Genomic DNA, 15,378 nt, shown 5'->3' with positions numbered 1-15,378 from the left:
TACCCGAAAGTCCAACAGATCAAACAATAAAAAAGACAGCGAGGACTTATGACTTCTACTACACAGCTCAAACCCACACTCGGCACCCTGCATTTATGGGGCATTGCCGTCGGCCTGGTGATTTCCGGCGAGTACTTCGGCTGGAGTTACGGCTGGGGCACCGCAGGGACCCTGGGTTTCCTCGTCACCGCCCTAATGGTGGCGACGATGTACACCTGTTTCATCTTCAGCTTCACCGAATTGACTACCGCGATTCCCCACGCGGGCGGGCCGTTTGCCTACAGTCGGCGGGCCTTCGGTGAGAAAGGCGGGCTGATCGCCGGCATCGCCACTCTGATCGAATTCGTCTTTGCGCCCCCGGCGATTGCCATGGCCATTGGCGCCTACCTCAACGTGCAATACCCGGAACTGGACCCCAAGATCGCCGCCGTTGGCGCCTATTTCGTGTTCATGGGCTTGAATATCCTCGGCGTCAGCATCGCCGCGACGTTTGAACTGGTTGTCACCGTACTGGCGGTCGCCGAATTGCTGGTGTTCATGGGCGTCGTTGCGCCAGGCTTCAGCTTCAGTAATTTCGCGCTTAACGGCTGGTCGGGCGCCAACGAGTTCACCATGGGCTCGATCCCTGGCATCTTTGCGGCGATCCCCTTTGCGATCTGGTTTTTCCTTGCGATTGAAGGCGCGGCGATGGCGGCCGAAGAAGCCAAGGACCCGAAACGCACGATTCCCAGGGCTTATGTCAGCGGCATTCTGACCCTGGTGTTCCTGGCCATCGGCGTAATGGTGATGGCAGGCGGCGTTGGCGATTGGCGTCAACTGTCGAACATCAACGACCCGTTGCCGCAGGCGATGAAAGCAGTGGTCGGCAACAATTCGAGCTGGATGCACATGCTGGTGTGGATCGGCCTGTTCGGTCTGGTGGCGAGTTTCCACGGGATCATTCTTGGCTACTCGCGGCAGTTCTTTGCGCTGGCCCGGGCCGGTTACCTGCCTCGCGGTCTGGCCAAGCTCTCGCGCTTCCAGACTCCGCACCGGGCGATCCTGGCCGGTGGCGTGATCGGCATCGCGGCGATCTACAGCGACGGCCTGGTCAACCTGCAAGGCATGACCCTGACGGCAGCAATGATCACCATGTCGGTATTCGGTGCCATCGTGATGTACATCATCAGTATGCTGAGCCTGTTCAAACTGCGTAAAACCGAGCCGAACCTTGAGCGCACCTTCCGCGCGCCGGGCTACCCGATCGTGCCGGGGATTGCGCTTTTCCTGGCTGTCGTGTGCCTGGTGGCGATGGCCTGGTTCAACACGCTAATTGGCTGTGTGTTCCTTGGGTTTATGGCTGTCGGTTACTTGTATTTCCAATTGACCGCCAAGCAGCGCTTCGATGCGCCGGCGGACGCGATGCTCGAAGGCGTCTGAGTTGCACCGGCGCCGGGCCTGTTGCCCGGCGCCTGCCATATTGAAGTGCACGCAGATCCAATGTGGGAGCGGGCTTGCTCGCGAAGGCGGTGTGTCATCCGACACATGTACTGGATGACACACCGCCTTCGCGAGCAAGCCCGCTCCCACAGGGGTTTGGTGGTGTATTTGAGTCGTTGATTGAATCAGGAGAATAACGTGGCCGCATTTGCCCATTCCGTCGGCGCCCAGACCTATCGCTTCGAGAGCCTCAAGGACGTCATGGCCAAGGCCAGTCCGGCGCGTTCCGGGGACTTTCTGGCCGGCGTCGCCGCCCTCAACGATGGCGAGCGGGTGGCTGCGCAGATGGCCCTCGCCAACATCCCGCTCAGCCACTTCCTGCAAGAAGTACTCATTCCTTACGAAGCCGATGAAGTCACCCGACTGATCATCGACACTCACGACAAACAAGCCTTCGCCGCCGTCAGCCACCTCACTGTCGGCGGCTTTCGCGACTGGCTGCTTAGCGATGCCGCCGACGAACAGAGCCTGCGCGCCCTCGCGCCAGGCCTGACCCCGGAAATGGTCGCCGCCGTGTCGAAAATCATGCGCGTGCAGGACCTGGTGCTGGTGGCGCAAAAAATCCGTGTTGTTACAAAATTCCGCGGCACGATGGGTTTGCGCGGCCGGTTATCCACACGCCTGCAACCCAATCACCCCACCGACGAACCGGCCGGTATCGCCGCGAGCATTCTCGACGGCCTGCTGTACGGTAACGGGGACGCGATGATCGGCATCAACCCGGCCACCGACAGCATCGCCTCGATCTGCGCCATGCTGGAAATGCTCGACGCGATCATCCAGCGCTACGAGATTCCAACCCAGGCCTGCGTGCTGACGCATGTCACCACGTCCATTGAGGCGATCAATCGCGGCGTTCCGCTGGACCTGGTGTTCCAGTCGATCGCCGGCACCGAGGCGGCCAACGCCAGTTTCGGTATCAACCTGAATGTGCTGCAGGAAGGCTATGACGCCGGTTTGAGCCTGAATCGCGGCACGCTGGGCCAGAATCTGATGTATTTCGAGACCGGCCAAGGCAGCGCCCTGTCAGCCAACGCCCACCACGGCATCGATCAACAGACCTGCGAAACCCGCGCCTACGCCGTTGCGCGACATTTCAAACCGTTCCTGGTGAACACCGTCGTAGGATTCATTGGCCCGGAATACCTCTACAACGGTAAACAGATCATCCGCGCTGGCCTCGAAGACCACTTCTGCGGCAAGCTCCTGGGCGTGCCCATGGGTTGCGACATCTGTTACACCAACCACGCCGAAGCCGACCAGGACGATATGGACACCCTGCTGACCCTGTTGGGCGTGGCCGGGATCAACTTCATCATGGGCATCCCCGGCTCCGATGACATCATGCTCAACTATCAGACCACCTCGTTCCACGACGCCCTTTACGCCCGCCAGACGCTGGGCCTGAAACCGGCGCCGGAATTCGAACAATGGCTGGCGAGAATGGGCATTTTCACCCAGGCAGACGGCAAGATTCACTTCGGCGACAGCCTGCCGCCGGCTTTCCGCCAAGCGATGGCGCAACTGGGATGAGTGTTGAAATGGATAAACCACCCGTTGATCCACAGAACCCGTTGCTGGAACTGCGTCGCCTGACGCCAGCGCGGATCGCCCTGGGTAAAACCGGCACCAGCATGCCGACCAGCGCGCAGCTGGATTTCCAGTACGCCCACGCTCAGGCCCGGGATGCTGTGCACTTGCCGTTCGACCATGCGGGGCTCAGCTCACAACTGGCCGAACGCGGGCGTGCCAGTTTGCTGCTACACAGCGCCGCTACGGACCGGAACAGTTACTTGCAACGCCCCGATTTGGGGCGAAAGCTGAGTGATGAGTCGGCGCAGACACTGCGCGATTACGCATTGGCCAATCCCGGCGGTGTCGATCTGGTAATTGTCGTTGCCGATGGGTTGTCGGCGCTGGCCGTTCATCGCCATACCCTGCCGTTTCTGGCGCGGATGGAAGACCAGATTATGAATGACGGTTGGTCCGTCTCACCGGTCATTCTGGTGGAACAGGGTCGGGTCGCCGTAGCCGACGAGATCGGCGAACTGCTGGGTGCGAAAATGGTGGTAATCCTGATCGGCGAACGCCCTGGCCTCAGTTCCCCGGACAGCTTGGGGCTGTATTTCACCTACAATCCAAAGGTCGGGCTGACGGATGCCTATCGCAACTGCATTTCCAATGTCCGACTCGAAGGCCTGAGTTACGGCATGGCAGCACACCGTTTGCTGTATTTGATGCGCGAAGCCTGTAGGCGGCAGTTGTCAGGGGTCAATCTGAAGGACGAAGCACAGGTTCTGACACTGGAGTCGGACGCAGGAGCGGACATGAAAGGTAATTTCCTACTGAGTCTGCCGGATGCCTGAACCGTTTCCGCATTGCGTTTCTGATCCAGTTTCAGGCAGGATCGACGCACGGCTGCCCGAGTGAGAACCGTTCGCCGTCAGAGTACGTGAAGACAGCCACTTGAAGACGAGACCTACCATGCGGATTATTCAAGCGACCCTCGAACACCTGGACCTGCTGACCCCGTTGTTCGTCAAATATCGCGAGTTTTATGGCTCCCTGGCCTATCCGGACTCGTCCCGGGCGTTCCTTGAAAAGCGCCTGCGTCGCAAGGAGTCGGTGATCTACCTGGCCCTGGCCGATGACGACAGCAACAAACTGATGGGTTTCTGTCAGTTGTACCCGAGCTTTTCGTCCCTTTCGCTTAAACGCGTGTGGATCCTCAACGACATCTACGTCGCCGAAGAGGCCCGCCGCCAGTTGGTGGCCGACAACCTCATCCGCACCGCGAAGAAAATGGCCAAGGAAACCAACGCTGTACGCATGCGCGTTTCCACCAGCAGCAATAACGAAGTCGCACAGAAAACCTACGAATCCATCGGATTCAAGGAAGACACCGAGTTCAAGAACTACGTGTTGCCGATCAGCGACGAGCTCTGATCCGCATCGAACATTGTGGGAGCGAGCTTGCTCGCGATAGCTTCTCCTCGGTATGACTGATACAACGAGGTGCCTGAATCGCGAGCAAGCTCGCTCCCACAGGAATCGATTGCACCACTCCAACCTGTGTGGATCCCTAGACATCCCCCGCTACAAACTCAACGCGTTTTTCACTTCTCAGCCCGTATAATCCCGAGCTTCCCGGCTTGTAAGAAAAACTACACCCGCTTGTAGCCTTACATGAAGTCAATCGCACAGGTCTGCTGAGTCGGACTATCACCACAGGTGCCCCACATGGATTTCAACCCGCTCGACATTATTCTGCATCTCGATGTGTACCTCGATTTGCTGGTAAACAACTACGGGCCATGGATTTACGCCATTTTGTTCCTGGTGATCTTCTGCGAAACCGGCCTGGTCGTGATGCCATTCCTGCCGGGCGACTCCCTGCTTTTCATTGCTGGCGCAGTAGCCGCCGGCGGCGGCATGGACCCGGTGCTGCTGGGTGGCCTGCTGATGCTGGCGGCAATCCTTGGCGACAGCACCAACTACCTGATCGGAAGAACGGCCGGCGAGCGTTTGTTCAGTAACCCGAACTCGAAAATCTTCCGCCGCGACTACCTGCAACAAACCCACGATTTCTACGACAAGCACGGCGGTAAAACGGTGACGCTGGCGCGTTTCATGCCGATCATTCGCACCTTTGCACCGTTTATCGCCGGCGTGGCCAAAATGCCCTACCCGCGTTTCTTCGCCTTCAGTGTTTTTGGCACGATCCTCTGGGTGGGCGGTCTGGTGACCCTCGGTTACTTCTTCGGCAACGTACCGTTCATCAAAAAGAACCTGTCGCTGCTGGTAGTGGGCATCATCCTGCTGTCGCTGGTACCGATGATCATCGGCATGATCCGCAGTCGCCTTGCTAACGCCGCGTCCAAAGCTCAATCGCGCTGATTCACCATGTGGTCCCTTAGCGCCTGGCGTCGCCGGCGCACCTTGGCCAAACACCCGATTGCCGACGACATGTGGCAGCGGGTGCGTCATCACTTGAGTTTTCTCGATGGCCTCAGCGCCGCTGAAGACCGGTGGCTGCGTGAAGCCAGCGTGCTGTTCCTCCAGGACAAACACCTGACCGCCCTGCCCGGCGTCGAGCTCCACCAGGAGCAACGCCTGCTGCTCGCCGCTCAAGCGCAACTGCCGCTGCTGCACTTGGGCGATCTGAACTGGTATCAGGGTTTCCACGAAATCGTCCTCTATCCCGACGACTTCCTCAGCCCACAGCGCCATCGAGATGCCAGTGGTGTCGAGCACGAATGGGACGGCGAACACAGCGGCGAAGCCTGGCAGCAAGGCCCGATCATCCTCGCTTGGCCTGGCGTGATGGCCAGCGGCGGCTGGGAAGGCTACAACCTGGTGATCCACGAACTCGCGCATAAACTCGACATGCTCAACGGCGACGCCAACGGCCTGCCGCCGCTGCACGCCGACATGCGGGTCAGCGACTGGGCCAAGGTCATGCAAGAAGCCTACGACGACCTTGATCGACAACTGGATCGCAATCCCGACGCTGAAACCACCATCGACCCGTACGCTGCGGAAAACCCGGCTGAGTTCTTCGCGGTCACCAGCGAATACTTCTTCAGCGCCCCGGATTTGCTGCACGAGGCGTATCCTCTGGTGTATGAGCAGCTGAAGCTGTTTTATCGTCAGGACCCTCTGGCCCGGCTGCGGCAACTTCTGGCTGAAGACCCGGTCTATCAGGCACCCGACTAAGGTCTCTACGACCTCTGGTACATAGCAACGGCGGCGGAATATGCCTATAATCGCCGCCACTTTTTGGTCAATCCGGCCAAGTGTTTTTGGTCAACTAACGGGGGCACCGCCCAATGAGCTACAGCAAGATTCCGGCTGGCAAAGACCTGCCGAACGACATCTACGTCGCGATCGAGATTCCGGCCAACCACGCCCCGATCAAATACGAAATCGACAAAGACAGCGATTGCCTGTTCGTTGACCGTTTCATGGCCACCCCGATGTTCTACCCGGCCAACTACGGTTTCATCCCGAACACCCTGGCTGACGACGGTGACCCCCTCGACGTGCTGGTCGTGACCCCTTACCCGGTTGCTCCAGGTTCGGTCATCCGCGCCCGTCCGGTCGGCATCCTGCACATGACCGACGACGGCGGCGGCGATGCCAAAGTCATCGCAGTCCCACACGACAAGCTGTCCCAGCTGTACGTCGATGTGAAGGAATACACCGATCTGCCACCTCTGCTGCTGGAACAGATCAAGCACTTCTTCGAGAACTACAAAGACCTCGAAAAAGGCAAATGGGTGAAGATCGAAGGTTGGGGCGACGCAGAAGCCGCTCGCACCGAGATCATGAAGTCGGTTGCTGCCTATAAAGGCTGATAACCGCCTCTCACGGACGGCTATAACGAAGAGCCCCGGTTGATCCGGGGTTTTTTGTGGGCGTTTGAATATCATATTCAACAGCACATTTAACTGGCGGGCAAACCGGTTTTTTCTTGTTTAATTTTTACAAAAGACGTCTTACATCAGGACTTAAATTTCACGCCAGATTTGAACGTTTTGTTGAATCAAAGCCTTATGCAGCACGGCTAGACTCGTGTTTATGAAAAAGAACAAAACCTGCGGCCCACGATTCAGAATGCTCCTGAAAGAGCTACAAATCACGACAACGAGATTTGCCGAATTCCTGGGTATTTCCGACCCTCAAACTGTCCATAACTGGTATACCCGCGGAGTTCCTGACTACCGCATGGAAGATGTCGCCAGAAGACTGTCCGTGAACACTGAATGGCTGAAAACCGGCGAAGGACCGCAAGACGCCAGGGCATTGCATCTGGTCGACGCATCCGGCAACACCTTCGACGCCCAGTCAATCCGGGGCACCTATCGGGTCATCGACCCAGTCGATATCGAACTACCCTTTTACAAAGAAGCGGCCACCGCCCCCGGCTCCGACAAAACCCATGTCATCAAAGACCCTAGCGAATCGATCCGCCTGCCGCGCAGCGATCTTGACTCCCTGGAAATCAACCACGCCGATGCCATCTGCGCCCGCATGGTTGGCAACAGCATGGCCGAAAAAATTGAAGATGGCTCCATCGTCGCCATCGACCGCGGGCTCACGCAAATTGTCGACGGAGAGATTTACGCAATCGAGCACGACGGCATGTTGCGCATCAAATACCTGAGCCGGGTACCAGGCAACGCGATACGCATGCGCAGCCACAACAGCTCCGAATATCCGGATGAAGTCTTCAGACCTCCGCAAATCGAAGAACAAAACATAAGGGTTCTGGGATGGGTGTTCTGGTGGTCGACCCTGAATAAACGCAGGCCACCCGTACCTTTTCTGTAAACACATAACTTTGTAGCAGCTGGCGAAGCCTGCGTCCGGTTCGGGCCGCGTTCGGACGCAGCAGTCGTAAAACCATCTAACCCGGTGTTTCAGGTACACGCGGATACCGGATTCACGACTGCTGCGCAGCCGGACGCAGGCTTCGCCAGCTCCTATGTATGGACTCGCCCCCGCGTTCAACCCGCTTTTGAACACTGCTACCCGGTTGCATCTATGTATGAGGCCTGTTCGAGGAAGCCTTCAACGGCTTCTGGCCAACATTGGGTAAGCTCGCGGTATGCCGATTACAGTAAGGCCTCAAGGGCCAGTAGCAGCTTAGGCATCAATCCGCGACGGTCTGACCTGGGGTCAATGTTCTTAGCATGGGTTGGAGCGGCTTAACGCCCCGGTGGCAGAACTCTGTTATCAGTGACTCATCGCAGCCTCCTGGTCAGTGCCCGGCTGGCGACGATAAGTCTGGTCGTTTTGCAGTAGCACCCAGAGGATGCGCAGGTTGCGGTTGGCCAATCGCACCGCCGCCTCCTTGCGACCCAGACGGGATATCCAACGCAGGAGACGTTGGTCGTCCGGCTGCGCAAGTAAGCATCGCCATGCTTGCTCATCTTGCCCAGCCGGACCTTCTCCCCGCTGCTGTGCTGACTGGGCACCAACCCGAAGTAGGCGGCGAACAAGCGGGCGTTGGCAAAGCGTTTAGGCTCGGTCTGCTTGGCCAACAGCGCCGTGGCGATGATCGGGCCAACACCGCGCACCGTCATCAGCCGCTTAGCCGTCTCGTCCGCCTTCGCGGCTGTTTCCAGCCGACCGGTCAGCACGTTGACGCGTTCGCCCAGTTGACTCCATTCGCCCAGCAGTTCGGCGATCAGTTCGCGCAGCAAATCGGGCAACGGCTGGGTGGCATCTTCCAGTATCCGAGGCTCGAGCTGGCTGATCGCTATTTCACCCTGCGCCATGGCCACACCGTGTTCCAGCAGTAAACCGCGCATCTGATTGCCGACCGCAGTGCGTCGCCGTACATATCCCTGCCGGGCCCTGTGCAGAGCCTGCATCGCCAGCGCCGCTGCACTCTTGAGCGGTACGGCTGAGATCTTGCTATCGCGGCCTGCGCGCAAGATAGCCAATGCATCGTTGCGATCATTTTTCGGGCCGCTGCGATGATTGGCAACATGCTGGGCCGGCAGGATGCGGACTGGATTACCCTGCGTTTGCAGCAATCGCGCCCATGCCTGAGCGCCTGGCCCGGTTTCCACCAACACCGTCACGCTCGCTGGAAGCTTATGAAGAAATGCCTGAAAGGCCTCACGTGACTTGATTCGATCCTCGAACAACACCTGACCGAGGGCATCCTCCCCGGCCAGCTGAAAGACTCTTTTGGCAAGATCCACCGCAACTGTGGTGCATGCCGCCGCCTCGGCTGACAAAGACTGGTTGATCGTCGTATGCTTTTTCATGGCCTCGCCCTCGCTGTCGTTGGCTTCTATAAGAATGCCACCGTGGCGCGCAGACGCCTCGGCTTGGGCGAGTCCATCCAATTACACGTAACCGCAATCGCTCTAGGGCGCACGCCACACTGGGAATTCCGCAAAAAAATCAGTATGCTGCGCCCCACATTTGCGCATCGACCCGCCCCGCGGCGGAGAATCGCACCGACAAGGCAGATGACTTTCTCGCCAAGTCCCACAGCCGGACGCAAGATCCGGGTGTACGTTTTGAAGGCTGGCGCGGTTTACCAAAAATGATCCAAGCCAGTCCCCGAGAAGCCGGCCACAAGCCGGCTTTTTAATGTCTGCGAAAAAGTGAGCCTCAACGATTAGCGAGATAGATCAGCATCCCGCGCTGATCCAGCTCGTCAGCCGATGGCAAATCAGACGGAAGCAGCTTGTTCTCATGCATGAAATCCAGTTGAAGCACATTTCCCTTTAATACCTGATGGACCTGCGCTGCCTGATCGGCAAGACCTATTAAATTCGCACCGGCTTCTTGGTCATAATTTCCAGGCACGAAACGCCGCAGTGGATCACTCAAAATAGCCGTCAGAGTCTTACCAAATTCGGCGTGCTCGGTTGTGAGTTTCTGGGCGACGCCCAGTGCAGCTTTCTGCTCACCCAGCTCCGATAACGCCTGAACCCGACCTTGCCCAGACGCCAACCATGACCTATAGCTCATGGATAGCTCAAACGCGTGCAGATACTCTCTTTTATCTGCTGTCAGTTTTCGGACCACACCATGAAAGTAACTCTGAGCAACAGAGCACTGATTTTCAGCAGTCAGTAGTTTGTGCTGAACGACTTCATTCGAACTGTAATTACCCAACTCAGCAAGCGTACCCATCGCAGCGTTCACAGGGGCAAAATGAGCAAGCCACTGTTTTTCCTCAAGCCACTCTTGCTTAGCCTTTACATCATTTACAGCATTGCCGATCACATTTAACTGCCGTTCGATTCCCTGTAGCTTCCGATAAATCATGGCAAAGCCAACGGCGCTCACAACCAGGTTGGCAACCTGAAGTCCCATCAGCATCTGGCCTTGCATCATCAACTTCGATAATTGTCCATTGAGGATATCTGACGGCGGCTCGGTACTGACAGAGTCCCCCTCCCTCAACCAGGCAATAACCTTTTTCGTGACCTTGTCTCTGATCACCCCACCGACGCGTTCCAGTTCTCCTGACTCAAGTCCGATAGCCAGCCACTCGGGCACTTTGAAAACAATGCTCAAATCAATCATCGAAAGCACCCTCAAATACCGAGCTGAGCTGAGCACACATCATTTTTTGTCTAAGCATCGCGATATGTAGCACGCAAGGCACTGTCACGCGAAAAGCAGGTCCAGCCAGATCAATCGCAGTCCAGACACCCGTGAGAATCCAGCCGACTGGCCCCATGAAAACGGCCACACCACGTCCCAGAGCCGCACCTGCGGCACCGCCGGCGGCGAGTTTTATGCCATAGCCAAGAAGCTGTTTGGCCATCGCGCTAGCCACGATTGTCGATACTTGGTAGGTCACCACTCCAGCGGCCCTGGCACCTAACAAGGTAAAAAGAGAGGCACCAGACAAGAGCGCACTTAAGTCGCTTTTACCGAGCCCCGCTTCCTTGAGAATGGCCTCCATATCGGCTCGCTCTTTGCCTTCAGCTTTTTTCAACGCATCGCGCAAAATCTTCTGGATCAACTCCTCTTCGAGTTGAACCAGGCCGAAGGAATCAACGTCCTTAACGCCAAACTTCTGAGCTACGTCCTTTACTACTTCGTGGTAATCGGGGCCGTTGCTGCGGAAGAGGTTGACGAAGCTATTACCACCGAACAGACGGATCTCATCCAGGATTTCATTGGCATAACGACGATGATCAGGATTGTGAGACTTATAGATATCTTTGCCAGACAGGCTTTCAGTCGTGCTTGCTTTGAGAATGTATTCGACCAAGGGTTTTAGATCCTCGTTCGAAGCATTCGCCATCACATCACCGGTCGAAATCGAAGTCATCGTGCAGCTCCTTTAAACTGTCAATCCATACTAAAAACTGGCTTTATGAACGCCTGCATTAAGCAACGCGAGCACTGGCCTCAATTTTTTGCAGCGCTGCAAACAGCTCGTCGACCTGCCCTGGCTCGAACAACTTTTCCGGTCCACTGGGTGTGATATCCGTAAAAGGTGATTTGTAGAGCAAATCCGCATTCATCACCCCGTGTTCCGTGAGGTGCTGGATCACTAGGTTGCTAAATTCGATTTGGCTGCCGCTGAGTGCTTTTCCAGCCAAGAAACCAGACAACGCATTAGTAGCAGCATCGCGATCCAGACCAACCAAGGAGCGAATGAACAACCCCAAACCCTTGGCCTGTTCTTTCGCCCGATTAATCTCCCCTGCACCGGCACCACTTTCGACCAGCATCTGCTCTAGAGCCTCAAGGTCCAAAGCCGTCAGTGGTTGATTGCGTCGTAGCTTCTGCAAGGACAAATGGTCTTGGTGTGCTCGCAGGAAAGCACGGGCCTTTTCGCGGAAACGTTCGAAACTCGCAGGGTTCACCATCGAAGGCATAACGATCTCCTCGACCTGTCCCAGCTCATCCTCAAAGTCGGTATAGACGGTAACCCCGCGCCCTTTTTCCAACAGTTTGATCAAACCGCGCAACTTGCGACGAGCCTGTTCCAGCATCGAAACGGTGACGTCTTCCCACCACTCCTGCCCCGCCACGGCTTCGATCATTAGCACTTGTTCGACAATCGCCGGAATGTTGGTTTGACCCAACAGCGCTTGCGCCAACTCCTGAACCTGCTCACTCAAACGGGCAAAACCTGGTTCCGCGTTGAGAATGCACAGCTGCAATCGCAGCAACAGAAGGTCGAAGCGCTTGGCCTCCTCGTCCTCTTCCGCCAATGTGGTCGGCAAACCTGAAACATGGTCGGCCAATTCGCGCAGCTGAGTTTCGCCGATGTCTTTCCAAATGCCCGCAGCGGAATAGATTTCGACCCAACGTCGTTTAGGGCGAACAACGAAGTTGTCCAGTGTCATTGAGCACACCCGCTCATGCAGCGACAAGGCAATGTCTTCACGCAGTTGATCATCGCTGAACACCACCGAGTAACTGCCCTGAGGCTCCTTGAGCTCGACGCTGTTACGCCGCCGATCCAGCGCCGCCAGCATTTCCAGACGTGCTTTGAACAAGCGCTGCCCCAACGGTTCGCTCAGCGTTCCCTCGGTAGGTTCAGGGTTTTGATTGAAATACTCGAGGTTCTGGCAGAAATCGAAAATGAAGAAGTCTTCTTTGTCCTGTCCTGGGCCAAAGAGGTTTTTGCACAACCGCGTGCCTCGCCCAACCATTTGCCAAAACTTGGCCTTGGAGCGAACGATCTTGAAAAACACCAGGTTGACCACTTCTGGCACATCAATCCCGGTGTCGAGCATATCCACCGAAATCGCGATGTGCGGTGCCTTGTCCTTGATTGAGAAATCATCAATCAAGGACTGCGCATATTCAGTTTTGTAGGTAACGACCCGAGCGAAGGCACCTTTCTTATCGGGGTAGCTCTCATCGAAGCGATCAGCAATAAACTGCGCGTGAGCGTTGTTCTTGGCAAAGATGATGGTCTTACCCAGACGATCCCCACCCGCCACTTTGTGGCCACGCTCCATGAGGGTCTGTAACACCTTGTCTACGGTGTCGGTGTTGAAAAGCCAACGATTAACCGCGTCGGCGCTCACCTCATCCGGTACTTCTTCCTCTTCGCCCCACTCCAGTTCGTCCCACTGATCTTTCTCATCTTCAGAAAGTTGGTCGTAGCTAATACCGTCGCGCTGGAACTTCAGCGGTACCGAGACCCCGCGAGGCTTGACTAGATAACCCTCGGCAATCGCATCTTCCAGGGTGTAAGCGTCAGTCGGGACGCCGCTTTCGAGGTTGAAAAGGCTGTAAGTGTTTCGATCGATTTCGTCTTTAGGCGTAGCGGTCAGCCCCACCAGCAACCCATCAAAGTAGGAAAAAATCGCCCGGTACTTTTGATACACCGAACGGTGAGCCTCATCGATGATGATCAAATCGAAATGGCCCACACCGAAGCGCCGCTGTCCGTCCTGCTTCTCATCGATCAGGCCCATCATCGTCGGATAGGTTGAGACGTAGATGCGCCCTTCAGTGTTCTTCTCGGTAACCAAATTCACGGGGGCGGCACTAGGCAAAAAGCTTTTGAAGGCATTAGCCGCCTGATTGACCAATGCGACGCGGTCGGCCAGAAACAGAATGCGTTTGGCCCAATTGCAACGCATCAACAAATCGCTCAGGGCAATGACCGTGCGCGTCTTGCCGGCGCCGGTGGCCATGACTACCAAGGCTTTACGTTGACGATCCTGTTCGAAGGTTTCACCGATGCGGCGGATGGCCCTGAGCTGGTAATGTCGTTCGACAATCAACGGATCAATCGTCGCCGGCCCCAAGGCCTTGCGGCTGCTACGGCGTTGAATCAGCAGTTCCAACTCGGTCTTCTTATGGAAGCCCTGAATCAAACGCGGCGGGTACGAGGTGTCGTCCCATAGCCAGTGCTCGTAACCATTGGTGCAATAAATCAGTGGTCGCTGACCGTACATCGACTCCAGGCAATCGGCATACAGCTTGGCCTGTTGTTGCCCGGCTCGGGCATCGCGCTGAGTGCGCTTGGCTTCGATCAGAGCCATTGGCTTGCCGTCGTCGCCCCAGAGTACGTAATCGACAAAGCCCTGGCTCTGCGTGTTCGGCATGCCCGCCACTTCAAACTCACGATCACGGGCGGCATCCAGCGGCCAACCTGCTTCGTGCAGCAACTGATCGATAAACAGGTCGCGGGTTTGCGCTTCGTTGTAATCGTGGGTATCGGGTTGAACCGCATTGGCCACTTTCGCAGCGGCGACATCAGCGCGCAGCGAAGCGAGCTCTTGATCCAGAGCAGCATTTTTCTTTTGTGCTTGAGCGAGTGCGACGTCTCGCTGGGCGAGTTCGCTTTCCAGTTTTTGCAACTGAGCCAGACTTTGAGTCGCAGCTGTTACTGCCGGCTTTGGCAACAGCGCCGGGTTAAAGCGCAACGCGCCATCCGGTTTACCCGCCGTACTGCGTGCGTAATGCCGCCCCAGCCAATAAGCCACGTGAAACAGCTCGCTGAGCACGGCTTGGGCGTCTTGCTCGCGAACCTGACGGGCACTGTGCACAGCATCGTTACCGCGCTTGCGGATGACTTCCATTTTGGCGTGGAGCATCGGCCCGGTCAGGGTCTTGAAGCTTGGTTCAAACAGGAACGCCGATAAGTCGCTTTTATATGGCAGCTTCAGGCTGCGATCGGCCTGGAACAACCATGCCACCAGCAACTCCAGCGTGCGCCGGGCATAGAAGCAGGATGAGCGTGGGTCCGCCAAGACGTTGGCCTCGGCCTTGACCGCTTCGGCATGGAGGCCGGGCCATTCAGTGCGCAGGAAGGCAAAGTTACTCATATCAACGTCCTTGAAATATGGCGGCCACGTCTAACCGGTCGGTCAGGTACGGAGTGAATCCGGTGAACAGGATACAAAGTGCCAGCATATCGCGCATCTCTATATTGCCTTCTACGCTGCCGGGTTTTCCGCCATGGCGAATGCCCGGATAGTCACAGGTGAAACCATAGAGGCTTTTCAGCGCATTGCGCACCTTGGCGTGAGGCCAATGGGGGAGCTGATCGCAGATGCTCGATAGCGCGTATTCGTTGACCTTTGGGTTGTCGCGGCCCAAGGCTTCCAGCAGGTTTATCTGTTTTTGCAGGCAGGTTTTGATCGTATCCGCTCCATGAACTCCACATTCCAAGCGGATAGCTGACGGCTGATGCTGTGCTCCCGATTTCCATCAGGAGCCCATCACCATGATGCGTCCCAATGCCAGCGTTGAAAAAGTGTACCTCTACCCAAAGCCTGTCGATTTTCGAAAGTCCATCGACGGCCTGGCTGCATTGGTCGAACTGGACATCAAAGTTGCGGTGTTCGACCCTGTGCTTTTCGTCTTTCTAAATCGCCACCGCAACCGCGTCAAAGTGTTGTACTGGGAGCGCAACGGCTTCTGCCTTTGGCTCAAGCGCCT

13 protein-coding genes and 1 pseudogene are annotated in these 15,378 nt (G+C 56.7%); 9 read left to right on the top strand and 5 right to left on the bottom strand.

The genetic code is table 11. The features are described 5' to 3' along the window. Positions 1 to 48: 48 nt before the first annotated feature. The 8 genes from eat (at position 49) to CUN63_RS16430 (ending at position 7,812) form a co-directional block, all read left to right on the top strand. Positions 49 to 1,419 carry an ethanolamine permease gene (gene eat / locus CUN63_RS16465; RefSeq protein WP_046047379.1) on the top strand — a complete coding sequence of 457 codons (1,371 nt, stop codon included), beginning with the start codon at positions 49 to 51 and terminating at the stop codon, positions 1,417 to 1,419. A 198-nt stretch (positions 1,420 to 1,617) separates the two neighbouring features. Then, positions 1,618 to 3,012: an ethanolamine ammonia-lyase subunit EutB gene (locus CUN63_RS16460; RefSeq protein ID WP_129440862.1), complete on the top strand. Its 1,395-nt coding sequence runs from the start codon at positions 1,618 to 1,620 to the stop codon at positions 3,010 to 3,012. Between the two features lie 8 nt (positions 3,013 to 3,020). Then, positions 3,021 to 3,845 carry an ethanolamine ammonia-lyase subunit EutC gene (gene eutC, locus CUN63_RS16455; RefSeq protein WP_165353255.1) on the top strand — a complete coding sequence of 275 codons (825 nt, stop codon included), beginning with the start codon at positions 3,021 to 3,023 and terminating at the stop codon, positions 3,843 to 3,845. A 118-nt stretch (positions 3,846 to 3,963) separates the two neighbouring features. Next, complete coding sequence (locus CUN63_RS16450; protein WP_095130795.1) at positions 3,964 to 4,425, top strand: N-acetyltransferase; 462 nt, start codon at positions 3,964 to 3,966, stop codon at positions 4,423 to 4,425. Between the two features lie 294 nt (positions 4,426 to 4,719). Then, on the top strand, positions 4,720 to 5,376 hold the full coding sequence (locus CUN63_RS16445) for a DedA family protein (RefSeq protein ID WP_129440858.1): 657 nt from the start codon (positions 4,720 to 4,722) through the stop codon (positions 5,374 to 5,376). 6 nt (positions 5,377 to 5,382) lie between these two features. Then, positions 5,383 to 6,195: a zinc-dependent peptidase gene (locus CUN63_RS16440; protein ID WP_129440856.1), complete on the top strand. Its 813-nt coding sequence runs from the start codon at positions 5,383 to 5,385 to the stop codon at positions 6,193 to 6,195. A gap of 113 nt (positions 6,196 to 6,308) precedes the next feature. After that, positions 6,309 to 6,836 (top strand): inorganic diphosphatase, encoded by a 528-nt coding sequence (gene ppa, locus CUN63_RS16435; protein ID WP_028620880.1) that lies wholly within the window; start codon positions 6,309 to 6,311, stop codon positions 6,834 to 6,836. A 223-nt stretch (positions 6,837 to 7,059) separates the two neighbouring features. Continuing rightward, positions 7,060 to 7,812 (top strand): S24 family peptidase, encoded by a 753-nt coding sequence (locus CUN63_RS16430; RefSeq protein WP_129440854.1) that lies wholly within the window; start codon positions 7,060 to 7,062, stop codon positions 7,810 to 7,812. 405 nt (positions 7,813 to 8,217) lie between these two features. Here the strand turns inward: CUN63_RS16430 and CUN63_RS16425 are convergent. The 5 genes and pseudogenes from CUN63_RS16425 to CUN63_RS16405 all read right to left on the bottom strand — a co-directional run bounded on the left by CUN63_RS16425 (position 8,218) and on the right by CUN63_RS16405 (position 15,108). Continuing rightward, positions 8,218 to 9,260 (bottom strand): annotated as a pseudogene (locus CUN63_RS16425) (IS110 family transposase). Between the two features lie 352 nt (positions 9,261 to 9,612). After that, positions 9,613 to 10,536, bottom strand: a complete 924-nt coding sequence (locus CUN63_RS16420) for a hypothetical protein (RefSeq protein WP_129440852.1) — start codon at positions 10,534 to 10,536, stop codon at positions 9,613 to 9,615. Then, complete coding sequence (locus CUN63_RS16415) at positions 10,529 to 11,293, bottom strand: ubiquinol-cytochrome C chaperone family protein (RefSeq protein WP_129440850.1); 765 nt, start codon at positions 11,291 to 11,293, stop codon at positions 10,529 to 10,531. The genes CUN63_RS16420 and CUN63_RS16415 overlap by 8 nt, the downstream gene beginning before the upstream one ends. A gap of 58 nt (positions 11,294 to 11,351) precedes the next feature. Beyond that, complete coding sequence (locus CUN63_RS16410) at positions 11,352 to 14,762, bottom strand: DEAD/DEAH box helicase family protein (RefSeq protein WP_129440848.1); 3,411 nt, start codon at positions 14,760 to 14,762, stop codon at positions 11,352 to 11,354. Position 14,763: 1 nt separating this feature from the next. Beyond that, a complete protein-coding gene (locus CUN63_RS16405; RefSeq protein ID WP_178082663.1) occupies positions 14,764 to 15,108 on the bottom strand; it encodes a hypothetical protein in 345 nt (114 codons plus the stop codon). A 58-nt stretch (positions 15,109 to 15,166) separates the two neighbouring features. Between CUN63_RS16405 and tnpB the strand changes: the two genes are divergently transcribed. Beyond that, positions 15,167 to 15,378, top strand: a 212-nt coding sequence (tnpB, locus tag CUN63_RS16400) for an IS66 family insertion sequence element accessory protein TnpB (RefSeq protein WP_256657529.1), incomplete at its 3' end; no start/stop codon positions are given.

Source organism: Pseudomonas sp. ACM7 (genome assembly GCF_004136015.1).
Classification (GTDB): domain Bacteria; phylum Pseudomonadota; class Gammaproteobacteria; order Pseudomonadales; family Pseudomonadaceae; genus Aquipseudomonas; species Aquipseudomonas frigoris.
Note: the sequence above shows the minus strand (reverse complement) of the source record. Positions and strands in the feature narration are given on the sequence as shown.